Raw genomic sequence first — 21,679 nt, forward strand, 5'->3', positions numbered from 1 at the left:
ATTTATTGATAAAAAATATAATTATTAAAATAAAAAACTATTGACAAACAAAAAAAGAGGTATAATATATAGACATACATATAAATGAGCGATGAACAAGATACGATTTTACATCCGCTTCCTATAGAGAACATTCGGTTGGTGGAAAGAATGTAGGTAATGATATAAGACCATCACTTGTGAGCTATTATCTTGAAATAAAAGTAGGGAAATCGTAATTTCTGCGTTAAAGAAATAGCATTATAAAAAGATGTGAAGGGGCGATTAAATATCGCAATCTAAGTGGTACCGCGGAACAAGGTTTTCGTCTTAGCGTAAAGTTAAGCGAAAACCTTTTTATATGTGATGATTGATTTAAAAGAGGGGGATTCATTTATGAATGGTTTACTATTACTTGGATTAAGTGCTTTAATTTTAGTAGTGGCTTATTTATTCTATGGTCGTTACTTAGTTAAAATATGGGGAATTGATCCAAAAGCAACAACACCTGCTGTTGCAAAAGAAGATGGGACAGACTTTGTACCTACAAACAAATGGTCAGTCTTTGCTCATCAATTCTCATCAATTGCAGGAGCTGGACCTGTAACTGGACCAGTTATGGCAATGATGTTTGGTTGGCTACCAGCCTTTTTATGGGTTATCGTTGGTGGTGTATTCTTTGGTGCTGTACAAGATTTTGGAGCACTTTATGCTTCTGTTAAAACAGAAGGAAAATCAATGGGACAAATCATTGAAAAATATATTGGACGTAAAGGTAAAAAATTATTTTTCTTATTTTGTTGGATTTTTACATTAATTGTTATTGCAGCTTTCGCTGATATGGTTGCTGGAACATTTAATGGAATTAGTGCTGATGGAGCTAAACTTGCACCAAATGCGAGTGCTGCTTCAATTTCAATTTTATATGTTTTCGTAGCAATGGCCTTTGGTTTATTCTTGAAAAAAGTTAAACTAGAAGGTTTACCAAAAGTGATTCTTGGTATTGCTTTAATTATTGCTATGTTAGCACTTGGAATTATGTTCCCAGTATATGCTACTAAAACAACTTGGATTTATGTTGTCTTTGTATATATTTTCTTTGCTTCAGTTACACCTATGTGGTTACTTAAAACACCACGTGATTATTTAACAACATTCTTATTCATTGGAATGATCGTTGCTGCTGTTATTGGTGTATTTGTAAGCAATCCAACAATTACAACACCTGCTTTTGTAGGATTTAAATCTGCTTCAGGAAGTTATATCTTCCCAACATTATTTGTTACAATTGCTTGTGGTGCCGTTTCTGGTTTCCATTCACTTGTCTCATCTGAAACAAGTTCAAAATTAGTAGAAAACGAAAAAGATATGTTACAAGTTGGTTATGGTTCTATGTTACTTGAATCATTACTTGCTATCTTAGTTATCGTTATTGTTGGTGCTTTACCAAACTTAAAAGCATCTGGTGTCTTAGATAGTACACTTGCTAATATGGCTTTAGCTGATACAGCAACACCATTTACTAAATTCTCAGCTGGTGTTACTGGTTTAGTTGCTCAACTTGGTTTACCTCAGTCATGGGGATTATGCATTATGACAATGTTTGTTTCAGCTCTTGCTTTAACTTCATTAGATGCTGTTGCAAGAATTTCAAGAATGTCTTTCCAAGAATTCTTTGAAGTAGAAGAAGAACAAGAACCAAGTGGTTTAGTTAAAGTTTTAACTAATAAATACGTTTCAACAATTATTTCTTTAGTTTGTGGATATTTATTAAGTTTAGGTGGATATGTTAATATTTGGCCATTATTCGGATCAGCTAACCAATTATTAGCTGCAATGGTTTTAATTTCATTAGCTGTTTTCTTAAAAGTTACTGGAAGAAAAGGATTTATGTTATATATCCCAATGGTATTAATGTTTATCGTTACAATGACAGCATTAGTACAAGCTATCTATGGAATCGTTATGAAATTATTTGTAACAGGTGGATTTGTTTTAATGGTTGATGGTTTACAATTAGTAGTCGCAATCTTACTTGTTGCATTAGGATTAATGATTGGTTTCAACTCAGGAAGTAAACTTGTTAAAGAAAAATAAAGATAATAAAAAAGCTTCATGATGAAGCTTTTTTGTGTTTTAGTTCATATAAGAACCACCATTTATATCTATACCTTGACCAGTAATATATTTAGAGGCATCACTTGCTAGAAAGGCAATAACTTCTGCAACATCCTCTGTTTCACCTAAACGTCCAAGTGGGATACCAGCAGCACTGTAATTTGTATTAGCTGTCATATTTGTGTTGATGACACTAGGACAAACAGCGTTAACATTAATATTATAAGTTCCTAAAACTTTTGCATAACTTTTTGTAGCAGATAAAAGACCACCTTTACTTGCAGCATAACTTACAGAAGAAGCGATACCTCCAATTCGTGCAGCCACAGAAGAAATGTTTACGATTTTTCCATATTTTTGTTTTTTCATAGTTTTGATGGCTTCTCTCATACATAAATGAGCACCTCTTAAATTAATATTCATGCACCAATCCCATTTATCAGCATCCAAATCTTCAATAGGGGTTGTTGGACAAACACCAGCTCCATTAACTAAAATATGAAATGTTGGCATTTTTTCTAATGCAAATTCAAATAGATGTTCAATATCTTCAGGATTAGAAACATCTACTTTGCATGGATAACAGTGACATCCTGTTCCTTCTTCTAGTTTTTTAGCACTTTCTGTTGCTTGCTCAATATTTAAATCAGCTAAAACAACACCAGATAATCCTTTTTTTGCAAGTGCTTTTGCAGCTTCGTAACTGATTCCGCCAGCTCCTCCAGTAACAACAGCATATTTTCCTTCAAATTCTTTATTCATAAATATAATCCTCCTTATCTTTATTATAAAAACAAAAAATAGATAAATCTAATAGATATTAAGAAGAAAATTTATAGATATATTTTATAGAAATTAGGTATTTTTATTTAAGATGTTTTGTTGTGTATTTGACGATAATTAGTATATAATAGTTATCAAAAAGGAAGTGTCAAAATGGAAAAAGAAAATATATACGCTAAAAGAATAGATCAAGTACAAATGTCATCTATTCGTGTTGTTATGGAAAAGGTTGAAAAATTAAAAAGTCAAGGGAAAAGTGTTGTATCTTTATGTGCAGGAGAACCTGATTTTAATACACCAGAAGGCATCAAAAAAGCAACAATTGAGGCTTTAAATGATAACCAAACACATTATAGTTCTAATCGAGGATATTTAGGTTTAAGACAAAAAGTATCACAACTTTTAAAACAACAAACAACCATTGATTATGATAGCGACCAAGAAATTATTATGACATGTGGTTGTAGTGAAGCCATCAATAATACGTGTCAGGCTTTTATTGATGAAGGGGACGAAGTTATTATTTTTACACCAGCCTTTGTTTCTTATCAAAATACAGTTTTATTATGTAAAGGAATTCCTGTAGAAATTCCTTTAAAGCCAAGCAATGGATTTCAAATAGATCTAGATGAAGTTAAAAATAAAATAACAGACAAAACAAAAATGATTATTATTAATAATCCAAATAATCCAACTGGAGCTGTTTATCAAAAGGAAACATTAGAAAAGGTATGCCAACTAGCTCGAGAAAACAATATTTTAATATTAGCTGATGAAATTTATAATCAACTCGATTATGAAAAGCAATATGTTTCTATTGCCTCATTTGAAAACATGAAAGATTATACAATTATTGTTAATGGTTTTTCTAAAGCGTATGCTATGACAGGGTGGCGAATGGGATATATTGCTTCTAGTCAAGAAAATATAGAGCCTATTTTAAAAGTACATCAATATACAACAACATCACAAATGACATTTGCGCAAATAGGAATGGCAAAAGCAATTGATCAAGAAGATGTAAAAGAAGAAGTTCAACATATGGTAGATACTTTCCATGAAAGAAGAACATTTATTATGGAACAATTAGATCAATGTGAAAGTCTTTCATACATTAAACCTCATGGGGCTTTCTATATTATGGTTGATGTTTCTAAAACGGGGCTTAATGGGCAAGAATTTGCGGATAAGTTACTTGATTATGGCGTAGCTGTTGTACCAGCAAGTGGTTTTGGTAAGGACTTTATTGATTTTGTTAGAATTTCTTTTGCTTCATCTAAAGAAAATATTGAAGAAGCATTTGTTAGAATTAAAAAACTTTTATCAGATGTAAAAAAAGCTCAAGATTAATTTCTTTGAGCTTTTTTGTCTTTCTTTATCTGATACATTAAAGCATCCGCTTGATTAATAGCTGTTTCAAAATCATCATTTTGATGTGCTAAATAATATCCAATACTTGTTGAAAGTGAAAAAGGATATTTTTTTGTTTTATTAAAAGAAAATTTGAATACCTACAGGTTAGTGAAAATTAAATTCTATAAGCACCGATTGGACGGCGTTCATGAAGCTGAATTGAATACATGGATTTTCCATCCGTTCTATAATTAGATTAGAAATCAGATGGAGGTATAACCACATGTCAAATAAAGTATTAAAGCCAAAGAAAGCTTCTCTTTATCAGTTCACTCAAAATTATTCAAACAATATTGGTAACTGTATTGAATTCTTCAAATCCATGAAATGGCCTGGGGGATTTTCATGTGACCGTTGCGGATGTCATAAGTATTACCTAGTCAAGCGTGTAGGAAAGACCAAGACTTCATATGTTCTTGAATGTAGCTCATGCCATAAGCAACATTCTCTGCTTTCAGGCACTATTTTTCAGAGCTGCAAACTTGATCTATACAAACTTCTGTTAGGTGTTTTCCTTTTCCTTAATGAAAATAAAGGAATCAGTGCAATAAATTTATGTTCAATACTAGATGTTAACCACAAGACTGCACTTCTTCTAGAGAACAAGTGTAGAATCTTATGTCACTAAGCAATTCAGAGAAGCTGCTCAACAGCCTTTTCTATGAGGCGGATGTCTTTAATATTGGTGCAAAATCCAAGAATAATGCGGGTCGTGCAAGTGAGCAACAGCCTATTCTTGGTATTCTATCTACAGATAAAGGGAATAACTATCCCCGATTTATTAAGTTAAGACGCATCAATGATTATACTGGTCTGTCACTTAAGAAAAATATAGAACAATGTTGTATATTAACACATGCTGCATTGCTTAATACAGATGGCGAGAAAGGCTTTAATACATTAAATGAAGAGATTCAGGTAAAGAACGAGAAGATCAGCTACGAAGAAAAGAATCATAGACTACTCTGGTTAAATATAATAATCGGTAATATTAAAAATAATATTACTGGTATATATCATGGAATAACTAAAAGAGAGATGCCTTTATTCCTGAATGAACAGGAGTATAGATTTAACCACAGAAATATGCGAAAGACTGTTATGGATAAAATCAAGAAATACCTACAGAAATCATTTCCTATCAGTCATAGACAGATAGTATATATCCTGAATATTTCTGCTCCACATTTCTCTTAAATCGTCACCTGTTGATTATGGGGATTCAAAAAACATTATCATTTTATAATTTATAACTGTCAATCCGCCTTACAAAAAATGCGTTTTCGATTTGATACACATCTACATGGTGACTATCCTCTAACCAAACTACATTTTCAACATATATTTTATCACTTCTAAAATCTATACTTACACTATCAATGTTAAATGATGATTTATTAAAGAAAGAGTAAACAAAAATAACCGTAAAAGATAACAGTCCTATACCAATTCCTGATAAAATAATTTGAAAAAATTTTATAATAGAATTTTTTTGTGCTTTTAATATATCAATTGCTATAAAAGTAATAGGTATAAAAAATAAATCTATTAAGAGAACTATATTTATTACTATACTAATGAACGGATGAAAGTAGACAAATTTGTCTAGTCTAGAGTTAATAAGATATTCTATCAAAACAATACTCAATGATATAATATACCACACTAAAGTTCTTCTTTTATTATTCATATGACTAAAATAAGCAATTATTTCTTTAAAAACTTTCATCAAAAATTTCCTCCATATATATCATATTCAAAATTAGATCTTTTTAAGAAAAACGTAATTAATATAATTAATTTTGATTAAATTACCCATAATCAACAGGTCAATCCAATTATTGAAACCATTTTTACACATAAAAGCCAAAAAAATTTAAACTATCATTTCTTATTTTGATAATCACCTGTGGAATGTGGGTATTCAAAAAAGAAAACACTTCATCAGTTATTTTTGTAGAAAGATCTTTCGATGAATAATTGGTAATGATAACAAATTCATCACCACCATAACGAATCGCAATATCTTCTTTAGAAATGACTTTTAAAATAATAGAAGCAATTTCTTTAATAGCACTATCACCCGTATCATGTCCATAAAGATCGTTTGTTTTTTTCATAAAATCTATATCAATAAAATAAATCAATGCTTGTTGATCTTTTTCAATGAGTTGATAATAAAGTTTTTTTCTAGTTGATTCATAAATTAAATCCTTTCGTTTGCCATAGGCGGAAACCCACTACCTTCAGATGGGTTAATGAATCTTTAACATAAAGATTTTCTAATTCCTTGTTTAATAAACTTAAAACATGTTTTTTTCGTATACTTTTAATAGTAAGACCTAATAGCTTTAAGATAATTGTCATATAATTAATAGAAATATTTTTTGAGTAATTATCAAAAGCTAAATAACCAATAGCGACACCATTATTACTTAAAGAAGTATAAATCATATAACGTGATTTATATTCTTGAGGAAGAACTTCTTTTTTAGAAAATTCTTGATAGATATGTTTTTCATCAGGTGAATTTTTGTGATAAGTCATACCCATTAAATACATTTTATCAGAAAAATGAATAATATTTTCAGACATTTCATCAATATATTTTGAATTCATAACCAGATAAATTTGTTTATATCCAAAATTTTGTGATTCTTTTTCAAAAACATCAAATAAATCATAAAAATGAGATGTCTGAGATAAGAGTGTTTCTAAACGTTCTGTTGATTCAAAAAAACAATTACTATGATAAGTATAAGATAAATATTCTTTTTTTAATTCAGAATCATCTTTTTCATTTGTTGGATAACCACAACTCGCACCTTCAATGATTTGAATATCTTCTAAATCTTTAGTTGCTTGTAAAAAGTCTGCTTTTCTAAGTCGTGCTTCTCTTGAAGACATAGGTCCAGAAACATAAGCTACTTTTTGACAATTTCTTTCAGCTGAAATTGTTTGAGTAAGTTTATAAATGGCTTGTTGATTGTCTGTTCCTATATAAACGCAATCTTTAATAGGATCGTTAATAGAAACAACAGGAATATGATATTTATGAGCTTCATCAATCATTTGTTGGCGATAATCTTTATAAAAATTGGAGTTTGTTTGAAAAATCAAAACGTCATAATCTTTAATATCGGGAAGCTTATAGAGTTCTAATAAGCTATCCATAGGGTGAACAAGACCGTAATTTCCAAAGATTTCAAACATATCAATGGATATATCTTGATAATCATTTAAAAATTGATTGATCGCATTTTGTTTTTCTTGGGCAATTTCAAAAAGCCAATCAGATGAAAAAAAAGCAATTTTATAAGTCATAGAAATGCCTCCTTATCTATAATTATATCATCTTTTTGGTAGCGAAAGAATATTGACGGTTTTAAAATAATAGTGTTATAATAACAGTGTTATTTAATGATGGGGGCAATCTATGAGGCAAGAAACCGTAGGTGTTACAGAAAACCTATTAAAAAGTGCAACAGAAGAATTTTTAGAAAAAGGATTTATGAAAGCAAGTCTAAGAAATATATCTGCCAAAAGCGGAGTTAGTACAAATTCTATTTATACTCGTTTTAAAGATAAAGAAGGTTTGTTTTCAGCAATCGTCAAAGAAACAGCGGATGGGTTGATGGATATTTATCTCGAGAGTATTCAAAAAGCAACTTATAGTCCTGATCTTAATCAAGCTAATTATGAAGGAGAGGAAGGCACAGATTTTGTTTTAGATTATATTTATCAACATTTTACAGAGTTTAAATTGATTTTTTGTTGTTCTACCGGTTCTCAATATGAACATTTTTTAGATGAACTTGGAAAAATCGAAGAATCCTATTACCAAGAGCTTGTTGATAAATATGGTAAAGAAGGTTTTACAGTAGATCCATTCTTTATTCATGTATTTTGCCGGGCAGGATGGCAAACGATGTATGAACTTGTTGCACATGATTGTTCCTATAAAGAAGCTCAATCATTTATGAATAGCACAAAGTTATTTAATGTTGCTGGCTGGAAAGCAGTTATGGGAATTGATGAGTAAATAGACAGGGAAACCTGTCTAAAGTTAACATCGATAGTTAGCAAAAACTAACCAATAGGAGGGATTTTATGAAAGAAAAGAAAGAGAGTACATTATCGAAGTTAATGCACTTTGCAGGAAATCATAAGTATTATGTTTATGCTTCATGTATTTTAGCTGCAATCAGTGCCTTTATTGCTTTGGTTCCTTTTTATGATATGTGGCGTATCATCAAAGAGGTATTAGAAGTAAGACCAAACTTTAATGAAGCAATCCATATCAAAAGTTATGGATGGCATGCAGTTTTATTTGCGTTATTAGCTATGTTTTTTTATATCGCAGCCTTAATGTGTTCGCATAAAGCAGCCTTTAGAGTACAAGCGACAATGAGAACGAAAATGATGGAACACATTATGAAACTTCCTCTTGGCTATGTTGAAAGTCAAGGAAGTGGAAAAATTAGAAAAATCGTAATGGAATCAAGTGCCACAACAGAAACCTTTTTAGCACATAATGTGCCAGATAAAGTTGTTTCTAAAGCAACACCAATTGGTTTACTTATTATGATGGCAATCTTTGATTGGCGACTAGGTTTAATGAGTCTTATTCCAGCAATTATTGCTTTTGTCTTAATGTTTACAGCGATGATGGGACCAAAGATGGCAGAAGATATGAAACAATATCAAAATGCTTTGGAAACGATGTCATCAGAAGCTGTTGAATATGTAAGAGGGGTACCTGTTGTTAAAACATTTGGACAAACAATTTTCTCTTTTAAAAGATTTAAAGAAGCAATTGATGAATATGAAAAATGGACGTTAGATTATACAAAGAGTATGATGAAACCAATGGTATGTTTTACAACTTTTGCTAATGGAATCTTTGCGGCATTAATTATTGCTGCTTATTTATTTGCAGGAAATACTATTACAGATCAATTTATTTTGAATCTCTTTTTCTATATTTTAATTACATCTATTTTAACAACGACTTTAATGAAAGTAGCTTATGCCGGTGAATCGCAAATGCTTGTAGAAGATGCTTTAAATCGTATGAATTCAATTATGAATGTACAACCTTTACCTGAAAGTAAACAAATACAAGTACCAAGTGATGCTTCTATTGATTTAGAAAATGTCAGCTTTACGTATCAAGATGCTTCTACTAAAGCCATTGACAACTTAAGTATGCATATTAAAGCAGGAGAACATATTGCTTTAGTTGGACTAAGTGGTGGTGGTAAAACAACTGTAGCTTCTCTTATTTCTCGTTTTTGGGATGTAAATGAAGGAAGTATTAAAATAGGACATGTTGATGTTAAAGATATTGAACAAAAAGAATTAATGAATCAAGTATCTTATGTTTTCCAAGATAGTCGTTTACTTAAAATGAGTATTTTAGAAAATATTCGTATGTCAAGACCAGAGGCAAGTGATGAAGAAGTTATCCAAGCTTTAAAAGATGCCCAATGTCAAGATATTATTGATAAATTCCCTGATGGAGTTCATACCGTTATAGGTTCAAAAGGAGTTTATGTTTCCGGTGGGGAAAGTCAAAGATTATCGATTGCTAGAGCCTTTTTAAAGAATGCGCCAATTCTTATTTTAGATGAAGCATCAGCCTTTGCTGATCCTGATAATGAAGTGCTTGTTCAAAAAGCTTTTGAAAAACTTGCAAAAGATAAAACGGTTGTTATGATTGCTCATCGTTTATCAACGATTACAAATGCAGATTGTATTTATGTATTAGAAAATGGACATATTGTTGAAAGTGGTAAACATGAAGAATTATTAGAAACAAAAGGTGTTTATGAACATATGTGGCATCAATATAATCAATCTGTAAAATGGAAAGTACAAAAGGGGGATGAAGAATAATGATTGAAAAATTAAAACATAAATATGCTTTATCTTCTAAAGGAGCCAATGACATGGCAAGAGCTTTTGTGGCAGTGACACTTTCTAACCTTGTTTTAATGCTTCCTGTGGGATTACTTTATATATTATCATCTTATTTATTAAATCAACAATTACCTAAAGAAAAATTAACGTTCTTTATTGTAGCAATTATTGTAATCTTGATTTGTATTGCTTTAACTACAATTTTTCAATATCGTGCTACTTTTTTATCAACATATATTGAAAGTGGTGTTAGACGTCGTACACTTGCAGAAAAGTTAAGAAAACTTCCTTTATCTTATTTTGGTAAAAAAGATTTAGCGGATCTTACAAATACGATTATGTCTGACTGTGCTCTTTTAGAAACAGCAAGTTCTCATTGGATTCCTGAATTAATAGGAGCCATGATTTCAACGACAATTATTGTCATTAGTTTATTTTTCTTTGATTTTCGTATGGCACTTGCTGCTGTTTGGGTGATGCCTATTGCTTTTGCGATTGTTCTTTATTCAAGAAAAGCATTACGAAAAACACATGAAAAAACCAATGAATATCGTATTAATTGTTTAGATAGTATTCAAGAAGGTTTAGAAACATTAAGAGATTTAAGATCGAATAATATGTGTGATACGTATATGGAATCTCTTAATAAAAAAATCAAAGCTGTAGAAAATCATGATATCTTTGCGGAATTTACCAATGCGGCTTTTGTTTGCAGTGCTCAAATGATTTTAAAACTTGGCATGGGAACAGTTGCACTCGTAGGAAGTTATTTATTAGTCAAAGGTGAAATCACAGTTCTTACATTCTTTATGTTTTTACTTGTTGTAACACGTATGTATGAACCTTTACAAATTTCTTTACAAAACTTATCTGCAATGATTAGTCTTGATACTAATTGTAAACGTATGGATGAGATTTTATCCCATGAAGAACAAACAGGAGTTGATACACTTACAAATGAAGGTTATGATATTGTATTTGATCATGTGGCTTTCTCTTATAATCAAAAAGAAAAAGTATTATCAGATGTATCATTTGTCGCAAAACAAGGAGAAGTCACAGCATTAATTGGGCCAAGTGGTGGTGGTAAAACAACCATTTCACGACTTGCTGCACGTTTTTATGATATTAACCAAGGAAAGATTACCGTTGGGGGAATGGATGTTTCAAAGGTTGAACCTGAAAAATTATTAGAACTTTATTCAATTGTTTTTCAAGATGTCACATTATTTAATAACACAGTTATGGAAAATATTCGTATTGGTAAAAAGGATGCAACCGATGAAGAAGTGATTGCTGCAGCAAAATTAGCGCATTGTGATGAATTTGTTGAAAAAATGCCTGATCAATGGAATACAATGATTGGTGAAAATGGTTCTGAATTATCAGGAGGACAACGACAAAGAATTTCTATTGCTAGAGCCTTCTTAAAAGATGCTCCAATTATCTTAATGGATGAAGCAACAGCTTCATTAGATGTAGATAATGAATCATTGATTCAAGAATCTATTTCTAAATTAATTGAAAATAAAACAGTTTTAGTTATTGCACATCGAATGAGAACAGTAGATGGTGTTGATAAAATTGTTGTTTTAAAAGAGGGTGTTGTTGCTGAACAAGGGAAGCCACAAGAATTAAAACAACAAAAGGGGATTTATAAACATATGGTTGATATGCAAATGCAATCAAATGCATGGAAATATCAATAAATTTAAAAGGAAAACTTGAGTATTTTTGCTCAAGTTTTTTCTTTATAAGAATATATTTCAGTAATAAAATACTTGCACGATAATAAATAATCATTTATACTGTATAACAAATTCATGAAATAGGGGGAATTGACATGATTGATACAGGGAATACAGGGAAAGAGGCAATAAATTAAAATAGAGTTCAAAATGGACTCTATTTTAATTTACTATTTACTATCGTAATTTACAAATGAATGATTTGCTAAAAATTCATCAGCTTCTTTTATAAGTTGATTTAATTTTTCATCTTCTACTTCTAAGCTTGAACCATACAACTATTATAAGTTTCTAAAAGAGAAGCTAAAGAAATACCATGAGGTTTAATATCTTTATATTGATCAAAATCAATATTTGTTGGATCTTCAGAGAGTTGAGATAATCTCATCCAGCCAAACCTAAATTCTTTTTCATTGTGTTCTATGACTTTTAAAATAAATTATTCTCTATTGATTGGAATAACCGTATAAGATACAATTTATTTACTAAAAGTAAAAACTGAGGAGAATTATTATGAAAAGTACTAAGACACAAAAAATGTATATTACACTAATCAGTTTGATGAAACAAATAAATGCTTTAGAAGAACATCTCTACATAAAATTAGTCAATCGTACCTATCGTGGCATTAAACTGACAGTACAGGGACAAAAAATTTATGATGAAGCTAAAATACTTATCGAAAATTCAGATAATTATTTGAATAAAATCCAAGAGAAAACATCTTCTATGATTCATATTGGTTCTTCGTTTTTAAATTCGGCAAAAGAATTTATTGATTTATGGCATAGTATACAAACCTTAATACAACGTTATAAATTACGTGGTGTTCCTTATGAAGGCGATCATGATAAAATCATGGAAGTTTATCAATCGTTAGGAATAAAATTTGATTTTTTAATTGGTGCGTTTAATTCAAATCCAATTCTTTCTTTTGCTTCTTGCAAACAATTAGGAACTTATAATGTTTGTGTAGCTCTGCCTAGAAGTCATCCACTAGCAAAAAAGAAAAAACTTTCAATTACGGATTTATATAATGAAAAACTTTTATGTGTCAGTAGTGGGGATTGTTTAAATATTGATGATTTTAGAAAGAATATGCAAATGTTTTATCCTCAAATTATTTTAGAGGATGTCGGTTACTTTTATGATTTAGATACATTCAATCGTTGTGAAGAAGAAGGTTGTCTTTTATTAACACTTGATGCTTGGGATCTTATTCATCCTTCATTAATTACTTTACCAGTTGATTGGTCTTATCAAATGCCATATGGCTTGCTTTGTCAAAAAATTCCTCAAAACAAGTTGAGGAATGCTTAAAGGAAATTAATAAATATGTCAAATAGAACAAAATTACAATTAGAAGATGCATTTAAAGAACTTTTATTAGAGAAAACATTTCATAAAATAACGATTAAAGATCTTACGGATAAATGCCATATAAGTCGCATGGCTTTTTACTATCATTTTCAAGATTTGTATGATTTAACAGAATGGATTTTAATAGAAGATGCTCGAAAAGCTTTGAATGAAAAGAAAAATTATGCGCATTGGAAAGAAGGACTTTCTAATATTTTTGAAGCGGTTTATATTAATAAACCATTTATTCTAAATGTCTATCATGATATTTCTCGAGATAAAATTGAAAAGATATTATTCAAACTTGTTCATGAATTGATAGAATCTGTTGTTGAAGAAAGAAGTAAAGATATTTTTATTTTAAATCAACAAAAGGATTTTATTGCTCATTTTTATAAATATGGGTTTGTTGGTGTAATGTTGGATTGGATTGATTCGGGAATGGATGAAGATTATCAAATGATTCTAGATGATTTAGAAATGACGGTATTAGGAACAATCGATTTATCGATACAAAACTTTACAAATAGGAAGAAATGATAAAAAAATTATCATTTCTTTTTTATTGTAAATTTTATCTAAAATAAGGGAATGCTATGATTGAAGTGTAAAAAGAAAGGTGGAGTTGTTTATGAATCGTAAAAGTTTAACGATTGCTGCAACAACAGCGACGGCCGTTTCATCAGCAATCCTTGTTGCTAAAAAAGTAAAGAATAATAAAAAGGATGAAAAGATAAATACGTATCGAAATACAGAATTAGGAAAGTATGATAAAAATGATAAAGGAATTTATTATACAAATGGAAATTATGAAGCTTTTGCCAGACCTAAAAAACCAGAAGGTGTTGAAAATAAAAATGCGTATTTAATAGGAAGTGGTCTAGCAAGTTTAGCGGCAGCTTGTTTCTTGGTAAGAGATGGACAAATGCCTGGAAAAAATATTCATATTTTAGAAGCAATGGATCTTGCTGGTGGTGCCTGTGATGGTATTTTTGATCCTTCTAGAGGTTATATCATGCGTGGTGGTCGTGAAATGGAAAATCATTTTGAATGTTTATGGGATCTATTTAGAAGTATTCCTTCACTAGAAATCAAAGATGCCAGTGTATTAGATGAATTTTATTGGTTAAATAAAGAAGATCCTAACTATTCTTTATGTCGAGCAACTATTAATAGAGGACAAGACGCTAAAACCAATGGACAATTTAATTTAAGTCAAAAAGGTTGCATGGAAATCATGAAACTGTTTATGACAAAAGATGAAGATCTTTATGATAAAACGATTGAAGATGTTTTTGATGAAGAAGTTTTTAATTCAACATTTTGGATGTATTGGCGTACCATGTTTGCCTTTGAAAATTGGCATAGTGCTTTAGAAATGAAACTTTATTTTCAACGTTTTATTCACCATATTTCGGGCTTACCTGATTTTAGCGCTTTAAAATTTACGCGTTATAATCAATATGAATCACTTATTTTACCAATGCAAAAGTATCTTGAAAAACATGGGGTTGATTTTCAATTTAACACAGAGGTAACGAATGTTTTATTTGATATTAAACCTGATAAAAAAGTTGCTAAAACGATTGAATGTAACGTAAAAGGAAAAGAAAAAAGAATTTCCCTTAGCGAAAATGATTTGGTTTTAATTACCAATGGAAGCTGTACAGAGGGTACAATTTATGGAGATCAAAATCATGCTCCTAATGGAAATGCAGAAATGCGAACAAGTGGATGTTGGAATTTATGGAAAAATATTGCTAAACAAGATAAATCTTTTGGCCATCCTGAAAAATTCTGTAGTGATATTCAAAAAACAAATTGGGAATCGGCAACAGTTACAACATTAGATGATAAGATTATTCCCTATATTACGAATATTTGTAAAAGAGATCCTAAAACAGGACATGTTGTTACAGGAGGTATTGTCAGTTGTCAAGATTCATCATGGCTTTTAAGTTGGACCATTAATCGTCAAGGTCAATTTAAACAACAAGATAAAGATAAAGTCTGTGTGTGGGTTTATGGATTGTTTACTGATACAATAGGAGATTATGTTAAAAAGCCAATAAAAGATTGTACAGGAAAAGAAATTACCATGGAATGGTTGTATCACCTTGGTGTTCCAGAAGAATTAATAGAAGACTATGCAACCAACAGTGCTATCTGTATACCAACTATGATGCCTTATATTACAGCTTTCTTTATGCCAAGAAGAAAAGAAGATCGTCCGGATGTTATTGTTAAAGATGCAACTAATTTTGCCTTTTTAGGACAATTTGCACATACACCAAGAGATACTGTATTTACTACAGAATATTCGGTAAGAACAGCGATGGAAGCTGTTTATGGTTTATTAGGTGTTGATCGAGGTGTTCCAGAAGTATGGGGCAGTGTTTACGATATTCGAGAACTTTTAGATAGTTCTGTAAAATTAATGGATGGGAAATCACCCTTAGAGATGAATTTAGGTCCTTTAAATATAATCAAAAAGCCTTTAATAAGAAGTATTAAAGGAACGGTTATTGAAAAATTATTAAAAGAGCATCAAATTTTAAAAGAAAATGAAAAGTAATTGATTTTTTACCATGAAATTTTAAAAACGTCAGGAAACATTTGATAAAGTATTTTACCAGCTTGTTGAGGAGACAAATCAAACTTACCAAGAATATAATGTTGGTACATGATAGAAGCGCCACCACAAAAAACATCTAATAAAAGAAGATCTTTATCTTCAAATTGGATGTTTTTTATTTTACACATCTCAATAAAGGTATTATAGGAATATTGGTAGATAAAATCTCCTAAAGAATTAATACCGGTATAATCAAAAGCATTTTTTAAATAATGAAGCTCTTTACTCATATTAAATAAATTAACGAAGACATCTTCATAATTGTGATTTTGACTACTATGCATATATTGGTCTAGGATCCTTTTATAATTATCATTCATCACGTCATATTTATCTTTATAGTGACGATAAAAAGAGGATGTTGAAACATGAGCTTCTTTATCTTCTCCTAAAACATATTTATCAATATGTTTTTTTATTTCTTCTTCAAAAGGAAGAACATCTTTAGGAAATTCTTCATCGTTCATGTTTGAATTTTTATAACGATAAATGGTAATACTTTTTGTTTGTCAATCAACTGTATAAATTTTGCTGAAGTTATTTCCCAAAGTGTTAAAGATATCAATTATATTAAGAGGGAGATTATTCTTTATTTCTTTGTTCATCTTAATCACTACTTTCAAGTCATTTTTATTTAACTTATTATATCACGGTATGATTTTAATGGATACGAAAATGAAAAATAATCTAAATGATTAATAAGTATTTCAAATTACAATTTTTATATATTTGTTTGCCATGCGTTTAAATTATCTAATATATATTGATATACAAGCTGATTTTGCTTTTCGTTTAAAATTTCATGACGCATATTTTCAAAAAGATAGGAATCTACACACATATAACCTTTAGATTTTATGTTGGAAACAGCTTTGTTGAATTTTACTTCATTTGTAATGCAAGGATCATCTTTACCAGCAATAAATAAAATAGGTAAAGAGGGATTAGACATTGTCCAGTTTTCATTATGATATGTATTTATTACAAGATTAAAGAGAGATTCAAAGCCATTTGCGGTAAAAGTAAAATAACATAAAGGATTTTTGTTATAAGAATCTACAATATTTTCATCACTACAAATCCAACTGTTAGGAATATCTGTATGAAACCTTTTATTAAAAGCTTGAAAACTTAAATTTTGAATTAATTGAGGACGATAATGATCATCTTTGACTTTTGAATAGATACGAGCTATTTTTATTCCTATAGGAGCAAGAGGATTATCACTAGGACTTCCACAAACAATTAAACCATCAATATCTTGATCATACTTTTGGCAAAAACAGCGCACGACTAAAGACCCCATACTATGTCCTAAAAGATAGAGTGGGAGATAAGGATATTGTTGTTTAATCATCAAAGTAATTTGATGGAGATCTTCAACAATTGCTAGATGACCATTATCATAAAAATACCCCAAATCATTTTTGTCTTTTATACTTTTTCCATGTCCACGATGGTCATGAATAATACATAAATAACCTTGATTTGATAAGAAATTCATAAAGTCGATGTATCTCTCTTTATGCTCACACATACCATGAGAAATTTGTACAATTCCTTTTGGGCTTTCACAAGAAATAATAATGCCATCTAATTTTAGTTGATCATAATTTGATTTTATTTGAAAACTTTTGTACATATTTATCACCTAACTATATTATAACTAAAAAACAAATATTTTGATATGATAAAGAATTAATATAACAAAAAAAGTCTTGATAAAATCAAGACTTTTTAGCTTTTTTTAGGAAAACCCTAATTATTTACAAGCTTCTTCAATTGCAACAGCAACAGCTACAGTAGCTCCAACCATTGGGTTGTTACCCATACCGATTAATCCCATCATTTCTACGTGAGCAGGAACTGATGAAGAACCAGCAAATTGAGCATCACTGTGCATACGTCCCATAGTATCAGTCATACCATAAGAAGCAGGACCAGCAGCCATGTTATCAGGATGTAAAGTACGTCCAGTTCCACCACCAGATGCAACTGAGAAGTATTTTTTACCTTGTTCAATACATTCTTTTTTGTATGTTCCAGCAACAGGATGTTGGAAACGAGTAGGGTTAGTAGAGTTACCAGTGATTGATACATCTACACCTTCTTTATGCATGATAGCAACACCTTCACGTACGTCATCTGCACCATAGCAGTTAACTTTAGCACGTGGACCATCACTATAAGCAGTTCTAGATACTTCTTTAACTTCTCCAGTAAAATAATCGAATTGAGTTTCTACATAAGTGAAACCATTGATTCTTGAGATGATTTTAGCAGCATCTTTTCCTAAACCATTTAAGATAACTCTTAATGGATTTTTTCTTACTTTGTTAGCTTTTTCAGCAATTTTGATTGCACCTTCAGCAGCAGCGAAAGATTCATGTCCAGCTAAGAAAGCGAAACATTGAGTATTTTCGTTTAATAACATTGCTCCTAAGTTACCATGACCTAAACCTACTTTACGATCATCAGCAACAGATCCTGGAATACAGAATGATTGTAATCCAACACCGATTGTTTTAGCAGCATCTTCTGCTTTAGTATCACCATTTTTAATTGCCATAGCAGCACCAACTGTATATGCCCAACAAGCGTTTTCGAAACAAATTGGTTGTGTAGATTTTACGATATCATAAACGTTGATACCTTTTTCATCACAAATAGCTTTTGCTTCTTCGATTGATTTGATATCATATTTAGCTAATGCAGCGTTAATTTGATCAATTCTTCTTTCATAACTTTCAAATAATGCCATTTTTTCGTATCCTCCTATTATTCTTTTCTTGGATCGATGTATTTAGCAGCATCGTTGAATCTACCGTAGTTACCTTTAGCAGCTTCTAAAGCTTCATTAGCATCTTTTCCATCTTTAATCATTTCCATCATTCTACCTAAGTTAACGAATTCGTAACCGATAATTTCATCATTTGTATCTAAAGCGATACGAGTAATGTAACCTTCAGTTAATTCTAAGTAACGAGGTCCTTTTAATTTAGTAGAGTATGATGTACCTACCATTGATCTTAAACCTTTACCTAAGTCTTCAAGACCAGCACCTACAGGTAATCCACCTTCAGAGAATGCTGATTGAGTACGTCCATAAACGATTTGTAAGAATAATTCTCTCATAGCTGTGTTAATAGCGTCACAAACTAAGTCAGTATTTAAACCTTCTAATAAAGTTTTACCAACTAATGCTTCACTAGCCATAGCAGCAGAGTGAGTCATACCTGAGCATCCAACAGTTTCGATTAATGCTTCTTCAATGATACCTTCTTTAACATTTAAAGTAAGTTTACATGCACCTTGTTGTGGAGCACACCAACCAATACCATGTGTTAAACCAGAAATATCTTTGATTTCTCTTGAATATACCCATTTTCCTTCTTCAGGAATAGGAGCACATCCGTGTGATGCACCACGATTTACAGTGCACATTTCTTCAACTTCATGTGAATAAATCATTTTTTATTTTCTCCTTTCATCACATTAATGATCACAAACATTAAAAAAGAAATAACGTAAAACTACATAAATTTCTTCCTTCAGGTGAAGGAATTCACCTGAACAAATTATAAAGTGTCGATTAAAGAAAGTCAATGAAACAAGAAAGATAAATAAATGAAAAAAGAAATTTTTTTGTATCTATCAAAGAATATTTTATAAAAAAAGGGACAAAATAGTATTTGAAGTTGAAAAAAAGTAGTCAAAAAGGGTTGACACACAAGGTTAGTATATGCTAACTTATAGACAGTTAGTTACAGCTAACTTCGTGTTAATAAATCATTTTTTATTGATACTAGATCACAAACAAAAATCACAAACACAAACAAAACAAAAATGAAAGAAGGAAGTATTAAAATGGATTTAATTCAAAGTATTAAAGCACGCGAAGTATTAGACTCTCGTGGAAATCCAACTGTTGAAGTTGAAGTTAGAAGTGAATGTGGAGCTTTTGGTAGAGCAATCGTACCAAGTGGAGCTTCTACAGGAATTTATGAAGCCGTTGAATTAAGAGATGGAGATAAATCACGTTATTTAGGTAAAGGTGTTTTACAGGCTGTTAAAAATGTAAACGAAGTGATTGCTCCTGAATTATTAGGGTATGACGTTTTTGCTCAAAGAGAAATCGATCAGGCAATGATTGATTTAGATGGTACAGATAATAAAGGAAAACTTGGAGCAAATGCTATCTTAGGTGTTTCTCTTGCCGTTGCTAAATGTGCTGCTGATTCATTAGGTATGCCATTATATCGTTATATTGGTGGAGCTAATGCTCATGTTATTCCTACACCAATGATGAATATTATCAATGGTGGAGCACATGCTGATAACAACATTGATTTCCAAGAATTTATGATTATGCCAGTTTCAGCTCCTACATTCAAAGAAGCGATTCGTATGGGTGCTGAAGTATTCCATAATTTAAAAGCTGTATTACATGATAAAGGATTAAATACTGCTGTAGGTGACGAAGGTGGATTTGCTCCTAACTTAAAATCAAATGAAGAAGCTATTCAAACAGTTATCGAAGCTATTGAAAAAGCAGGTTATAAACCAGGTGTAGATGTTAAACTTGCAATGGATGTTGCTAGTTCAGAATTCTATAAAGATGGTAAATATGTTTTACCGGGTGAAGGAAATAGAACATTTACTTCAAAAGAGTTAGTTGATTTCTACGGTGAACTTGTTGAAAAATACCCAATTATTTCTATCGAAGATGGTCTTGATCAAGATGACTGGGACGGATGGAAATATTTAACTGAAAAATTAGGTAAAAAAGTACAATTAGTAGGGGATGACTTCTTTGTAACAAATACAAAACGTTTACAAGAAGGTATTGCTAAGAAAACTGCAAACTCTATCTTAATTAAAGTTAACCAAATTGGTACTTTAACTGAAACACTAGAAGCTATTCAAATGGCTCAAAAAGCAAACTATACTGCTGTTGTTTCTCATAGATCCGGTGAAACAGAAGATACAACAATTGCTGATATTGCTGTAGCTACAAATGCTGGACAAATTAAAACTGGTTCTGCATCAAGAACAGACCGTATTGCTAAATACAATCAATTATTAAGAATTGAAGATGAATTAGGAAAACAAAGCTTATATGGTGGCGTTGATTCATTCTATCAATTAGATCAATAATTTTGCTATTAAAAGATAATATTGTTATATCCCTTTAACGATTAAATCGTAACTTCCCAATTTTAGACTAAATCATATAAGAAATATTATCTTTTAATAATATAGATAAAAAAGGTGATGTAAGTCATCTTTTTTGTAAATAAATTACATTCTTTATTTAATTAGGAGAAATTAATGAAAATAACTCTCTAAATATTTTAAAAAGGTATACAATTTTTATCCTATATATAAAATAAAGATTGTCATTTACTTAATAAATTAAATACCTTCCGTATTTTTTTGACTACTTGCGGAAATGACACGAAAATCATTTGCAGCTGCAAATGATTTTTTATATATAGACATGTAAATAAATTACATCATTTTAAAAAGTTAAAAAGAATGTTGTAAATAAAAAACAAAAACTAATGTAAGCCTTTAACAAAGAAAAATGTCACGTTATGATAATCATGTCAAAATTAATTAAGGGAGGAAATAATTATGGACAAAATGGCAGATGTCTTAGGTCGTGCTGGTGCATGGTGCGGTCAAAACAAATATTTATCTGCAATTAAAAATGCGTTCC

The 21,679-nt window shown here is 30.5% G+C and carries 20 protein-coding genes, 1 pseudogene and 1 other annotated feature; of the genes and pseudogenes, 11 read left to right on the forward strand and 10 right to left on the reverse strand.

Annotated elements, in window-relative coordinates; all coding sequences use genetic code 11:
- The first annotated feature begins 82 nt into the window (after window positions 1-82).
- Window positions 83-315 (forward strand) — a binding site (T-box leader).
- A gap of 60 nt (window positions 316-375) precedes the next feature.
- Window positions 376-2,076 (forward strand): carbon starvation protein A, encoded by a 1,701-nt coding sequence (locus LJD34_RS06895; protein ID WP_227359510.1) that lies wholly within the window; start codon window positions 376-378, stop codon window positions 2,074-2,076.
- Between the two features lie 39 nt (window positions 2,077-2,115).
- Here the strand turns inward: LJD34_RS06895 and LJD34_RS06900 are convergent, their stop codons facing one another.
- Complete coding sequence (locus tag LJD34_RS06900) at window positions 2,116-2,859, reverse strand: SDR family NAD(P)-dependent oxidoreductase (protein ID WP_032090182.1); 744 nt, start codon at window positions 2,857-2,859, stop codon at window positions 2,116-2,118.
- A gap of 174 nt (window positions 2,860-3,033) precedes the next feature.
- Here LJD34_RS06900 and LJD34_RS06905 point away from each other — a divergent pair, with 174 nt between their 5' ends.
- Window positions 3,034-4,230, forward strand: a complete 1,197-nt coding sequence (locus LJD34_RS06905) for a pyridoxal phosphate-dependent aminotransferase (RefSeq protein WP_032090181.1) — start codon at window positions 3,034-3,036, stop codon at window positions 4,228-4,230.
- Here LJD34_RS06905 and LJD34_RS16775 read toward each other — a convergent pair.
- Window positions 4,227-4,355 (reverse strand): annotated as a pseudogene (locus LJD34_RS16775) (hypothetical protein); the annotation flags it as partial. The gene LJD34_RS06905 and the pseudogene LJD34_RS16775 overlap by 4 nt on opposite strands.
- 260 nt (window positions 4,356-4,615) lie before the next feature.
- Between LJD34_RS16775 and LJD34_RS16780 the strand changes: the two are divergent.
- Window positions 4,616-4,921, forward strand: coding sequence for a transposase (locus LJD34_RS16780; RefSeq protein ID WP_412113425.1), 306 nt, complete (start codon window positions 4,616-4,618; stop codon window positions 4,919-4,921).
- The gene (locus LJD34_RS06920; protein ID WP_175301702.1) at window positions 4,912-5,490 is read left to right on the forward strand and encodes a transposase; all 579 of its coding nucleotides are present in this window, start codon (window positions 4,912-4,914) and stop codon (window positions 5,488-5,490) included. Before LJD34_RS16780 ends, LJD34_RS06920 begins: the two co-directional genes overlap by 10 nt.
- Before the next feature lie 43 nt (window positions 5,491-5,533).
- On the opposite strand, the gene LJD34_RS06925 is transcribed toward LJD34_RS06920, so the two are convergent.
- The 3 genes from LJD34_RS06925 to LJD34_RS06935 form a co-directional block, all read right to left on the reverse strand.
- Window positions 5,534-6,022 (reverse strand): hypothetical protein, encoded by a 489-nt coding sequence (locus LJD34_RS06925; protein WP_032090178.1) that lies wholly within the window; start codon window positions 6,020-6,022, stop codon window positions 5,534-5,536.
- A gap of 124 nt (window positions 6,023-6,146) precedes the next feature.
- Window positions 6,147-6,500: a GGDEF domain-containing protein gene (locus LJD34_RS06930; RefSeq protein WP_227359516.1), complete on the reverse strand. Its 354-nt coding sequence runs from the start codon at window positions 6,498-6,500 to the stop codon at window positions 6,147-6,149.
- Window positions 6,493-7,617 (reverse strand): LacI family transcriptional regulator, encoded by a 1,125-nt coding sequence (locus tag LJD34_RS06935; protein WP_032090176.1) that lies wholly within the window; start codon window positions 7,615-7,617, stop codon window positions 6,493-6,495. Before LJD34_RS06935 ends, LJD34_RS06930 begins: the two co-directional genes overlap by 8 nt.
- Window positions 7,618-7,729: 112 nt before the next feature.
- Here LJD34_RS06935 and LJD34_RS06940 point away from each other — a divergent pair, with 112 nt between their 5' ends.
- The 3 genes from LJD34_RS06940 (at window position 7,730) to LJD34_RS06950 (ending at window position 11,924) form a co-directional block, all read left to right on the forward strand.
- Window positions 7,730-8,335: a TetR/AcrR family transcriptional regulator gene (locus LJD34_RS06940; protein WP_032090175.1), complete on the forward strand. Its 606-nt coding sequence runs from the start codon at window positions 7,730-7,732 to the stop codon at window positions 8,333-8,335.
- A gap of 68 nt (window positions 8,336-8,403) precedes the next feature.
- Complete coding sequence (locus tag LJD34_RS06945; protein ID WP_227359512.1) at window positions 8,404-10,191, forward strand: ABC transporter ATP-binding protein; 1,788 nt, start codon at window positions 8,404-8,406, stop codon at window positions 10,189-10,191.
- A complete protein-coding gene (locus LJD34_RS06950; protein ID WP_032090173.1) occupies window positions 10,191-11,924 on the forward strand; it encodes an ABC transporter ATP-binding protein in 1,734 nt (577 codons plus the stop codon). The genes LJD34_RS06945 and LJD34_RS06950 overlap by 1 nt, the downstream gene beginning before the upstream one ends.
- 298 nt (window positions 11,925-12,222) lie before the next feature.
- Here LJD34_RS06950 and LJD34_RS16420 read toward each other — a convergent pair whose 3' ends face one another.
- The gene (locus LJD34_RS16420; RefSeq protein WP_264474800.1) at window positions 12,223-12,351 is read right to left on the reverse strand and encodes a hypothetical protein; all 129 of its coding nucleotides are present in this window, start codon (window positions 12,349-12,351) and stop codon (window positions 12,223-12,225) included.
- A 125-nt stretch (window positions 12,352-12,476) separates the two neighbouring features.
- Here LJD34_RS16420 and LJD34_RS06955 point away from each other — a divergent pair, with 125 nt between their 5' ends.
- From LJD34_RS06955 to LJD34_RS06965, 3 genes are all read left to right on the forward strand, one after another.
- Entirely contained in the window at window positions 12,477-13,283 is an 807-nt protein-coding gene (locus tag LJD34_RS06955; protein WP_052010872.1) for a hypothetical protein, read from the forward strand.
- Between the two features lie 15 nt (window positions 13,284-13,298).
- Window positions 13,299-13,862: a TetR/AcrR family transcriptional regulator gene (locus LJD34_RS06960; protein ID WP_032090171.1), complete on the forward strand. Its 564-nt coding sequence runs from the start codon at window positions 13,299-13,301 to the stop codon at window positions 13,860-13,862.
- Between the two features lie 91 nt (window positions 13,863-13,953).
- Complete coding sequence (locus LJD34_RS06965; protein WP_227359513.1) at window positions 13,954-15,897, forward strand: oleate hydratase; 1,944 nt, start codon at window positions 13,954-13,956, stop codon at window positions 15,895-15,897.
- A gap of 8 nt (window positions 15,898-15,905) precedes the next feature.
- Here the strand turns inward: LJD34_RS06965 and LJD34_RS06970 are convergent, their stop codons facing one another.
- The 4 genes from LJD34_RS06970 to LJD34_RS06985 form a co-directional block, all read right to left on the reverse strand.
- On the reverse strand, window positions 15,906-16,424 hold the full coding sequence (locus LJD34_RS06970; RefSeq protein ID WP_227359514.1) for a TetR/AcrR family transcriptional regulator: 519 nt from the start codon (window positions 16,422-16,424) through the stop codon (window positions 15,906-15,908).
- A 254-nt stretch (window positions 16,425-16,678) separates the two neighbouring features.
- Window positions 16,679-17,599 carry an alpha/beta fold hydrolase gene (locus LJD34_RS06975; RefSeq protein WP_032090168.1) on the reverse strand — a complete coding sequence of 307 codons (921 nt, stop codon included), beginning with the start codon at window positions 17,597-17,599 and terminating at the stop codon, window positions 16,679-16,681.
- 120 nt (window positions 17,600-17,719) lie between these two features.
- Window positions 17,720-18,718: a GGGtGRT protein gene (locus LJD34_RS06980; RefSeq protein WP_022001700.1), complete on the reverse strand. Its 999-nt coding sequence runs from the start codon at window positions 18,716-18,718 to the stop codon at window positions 17,720-17,722.
- Window positions 18,719-18,735: 17 nt separating this feature from the next.
- Window positions 18,736-19,428 carry an iron-sulfur cluster assembly scaffold protein gene (locus LJD34_RS06985; RefSeq protein WP_022001699.1) on the reverse strand — a complete coding sequence of 231 codons (693 nt, stop codon included), beginning with the start codon at window positions 19,426-19,428 and terminating at the stop codon, window positions 18,736-18,738.
- 396 nt (window positions 19,429-19,824) lie between these two features.
- Between LJD34_RS06985 and eno the strand changes: the two genes are divergently transcribed.
- Window positions 19,825-21,114 (forward strand): phosphopyruvate hydratase, encoded by a 1,290-nt coding sequence (gene eno, locus LJD34_RS06990; RefSeq protein ID WP_227359515.1) that lies wholly within the window; start codon window positions 19,825-19,827, stop codon window positions 21,112-21,114.
- The last annotated feature ends 565 nt before the right edge of the window (window positions 21,115-21,679 follow it).

This window comes from Faecalibacillus sp. MSK20_93 (assembly GCF_020589945.1).
In the GTDB taxonomy this organism is placed as follows: domain Bacteria; phylum Bacillota_I; class Bacilli_A; order Erysipelotrichales; family Coprobacillaceae; genus Faecalibacillus; species Faecalibacillus intestinalis.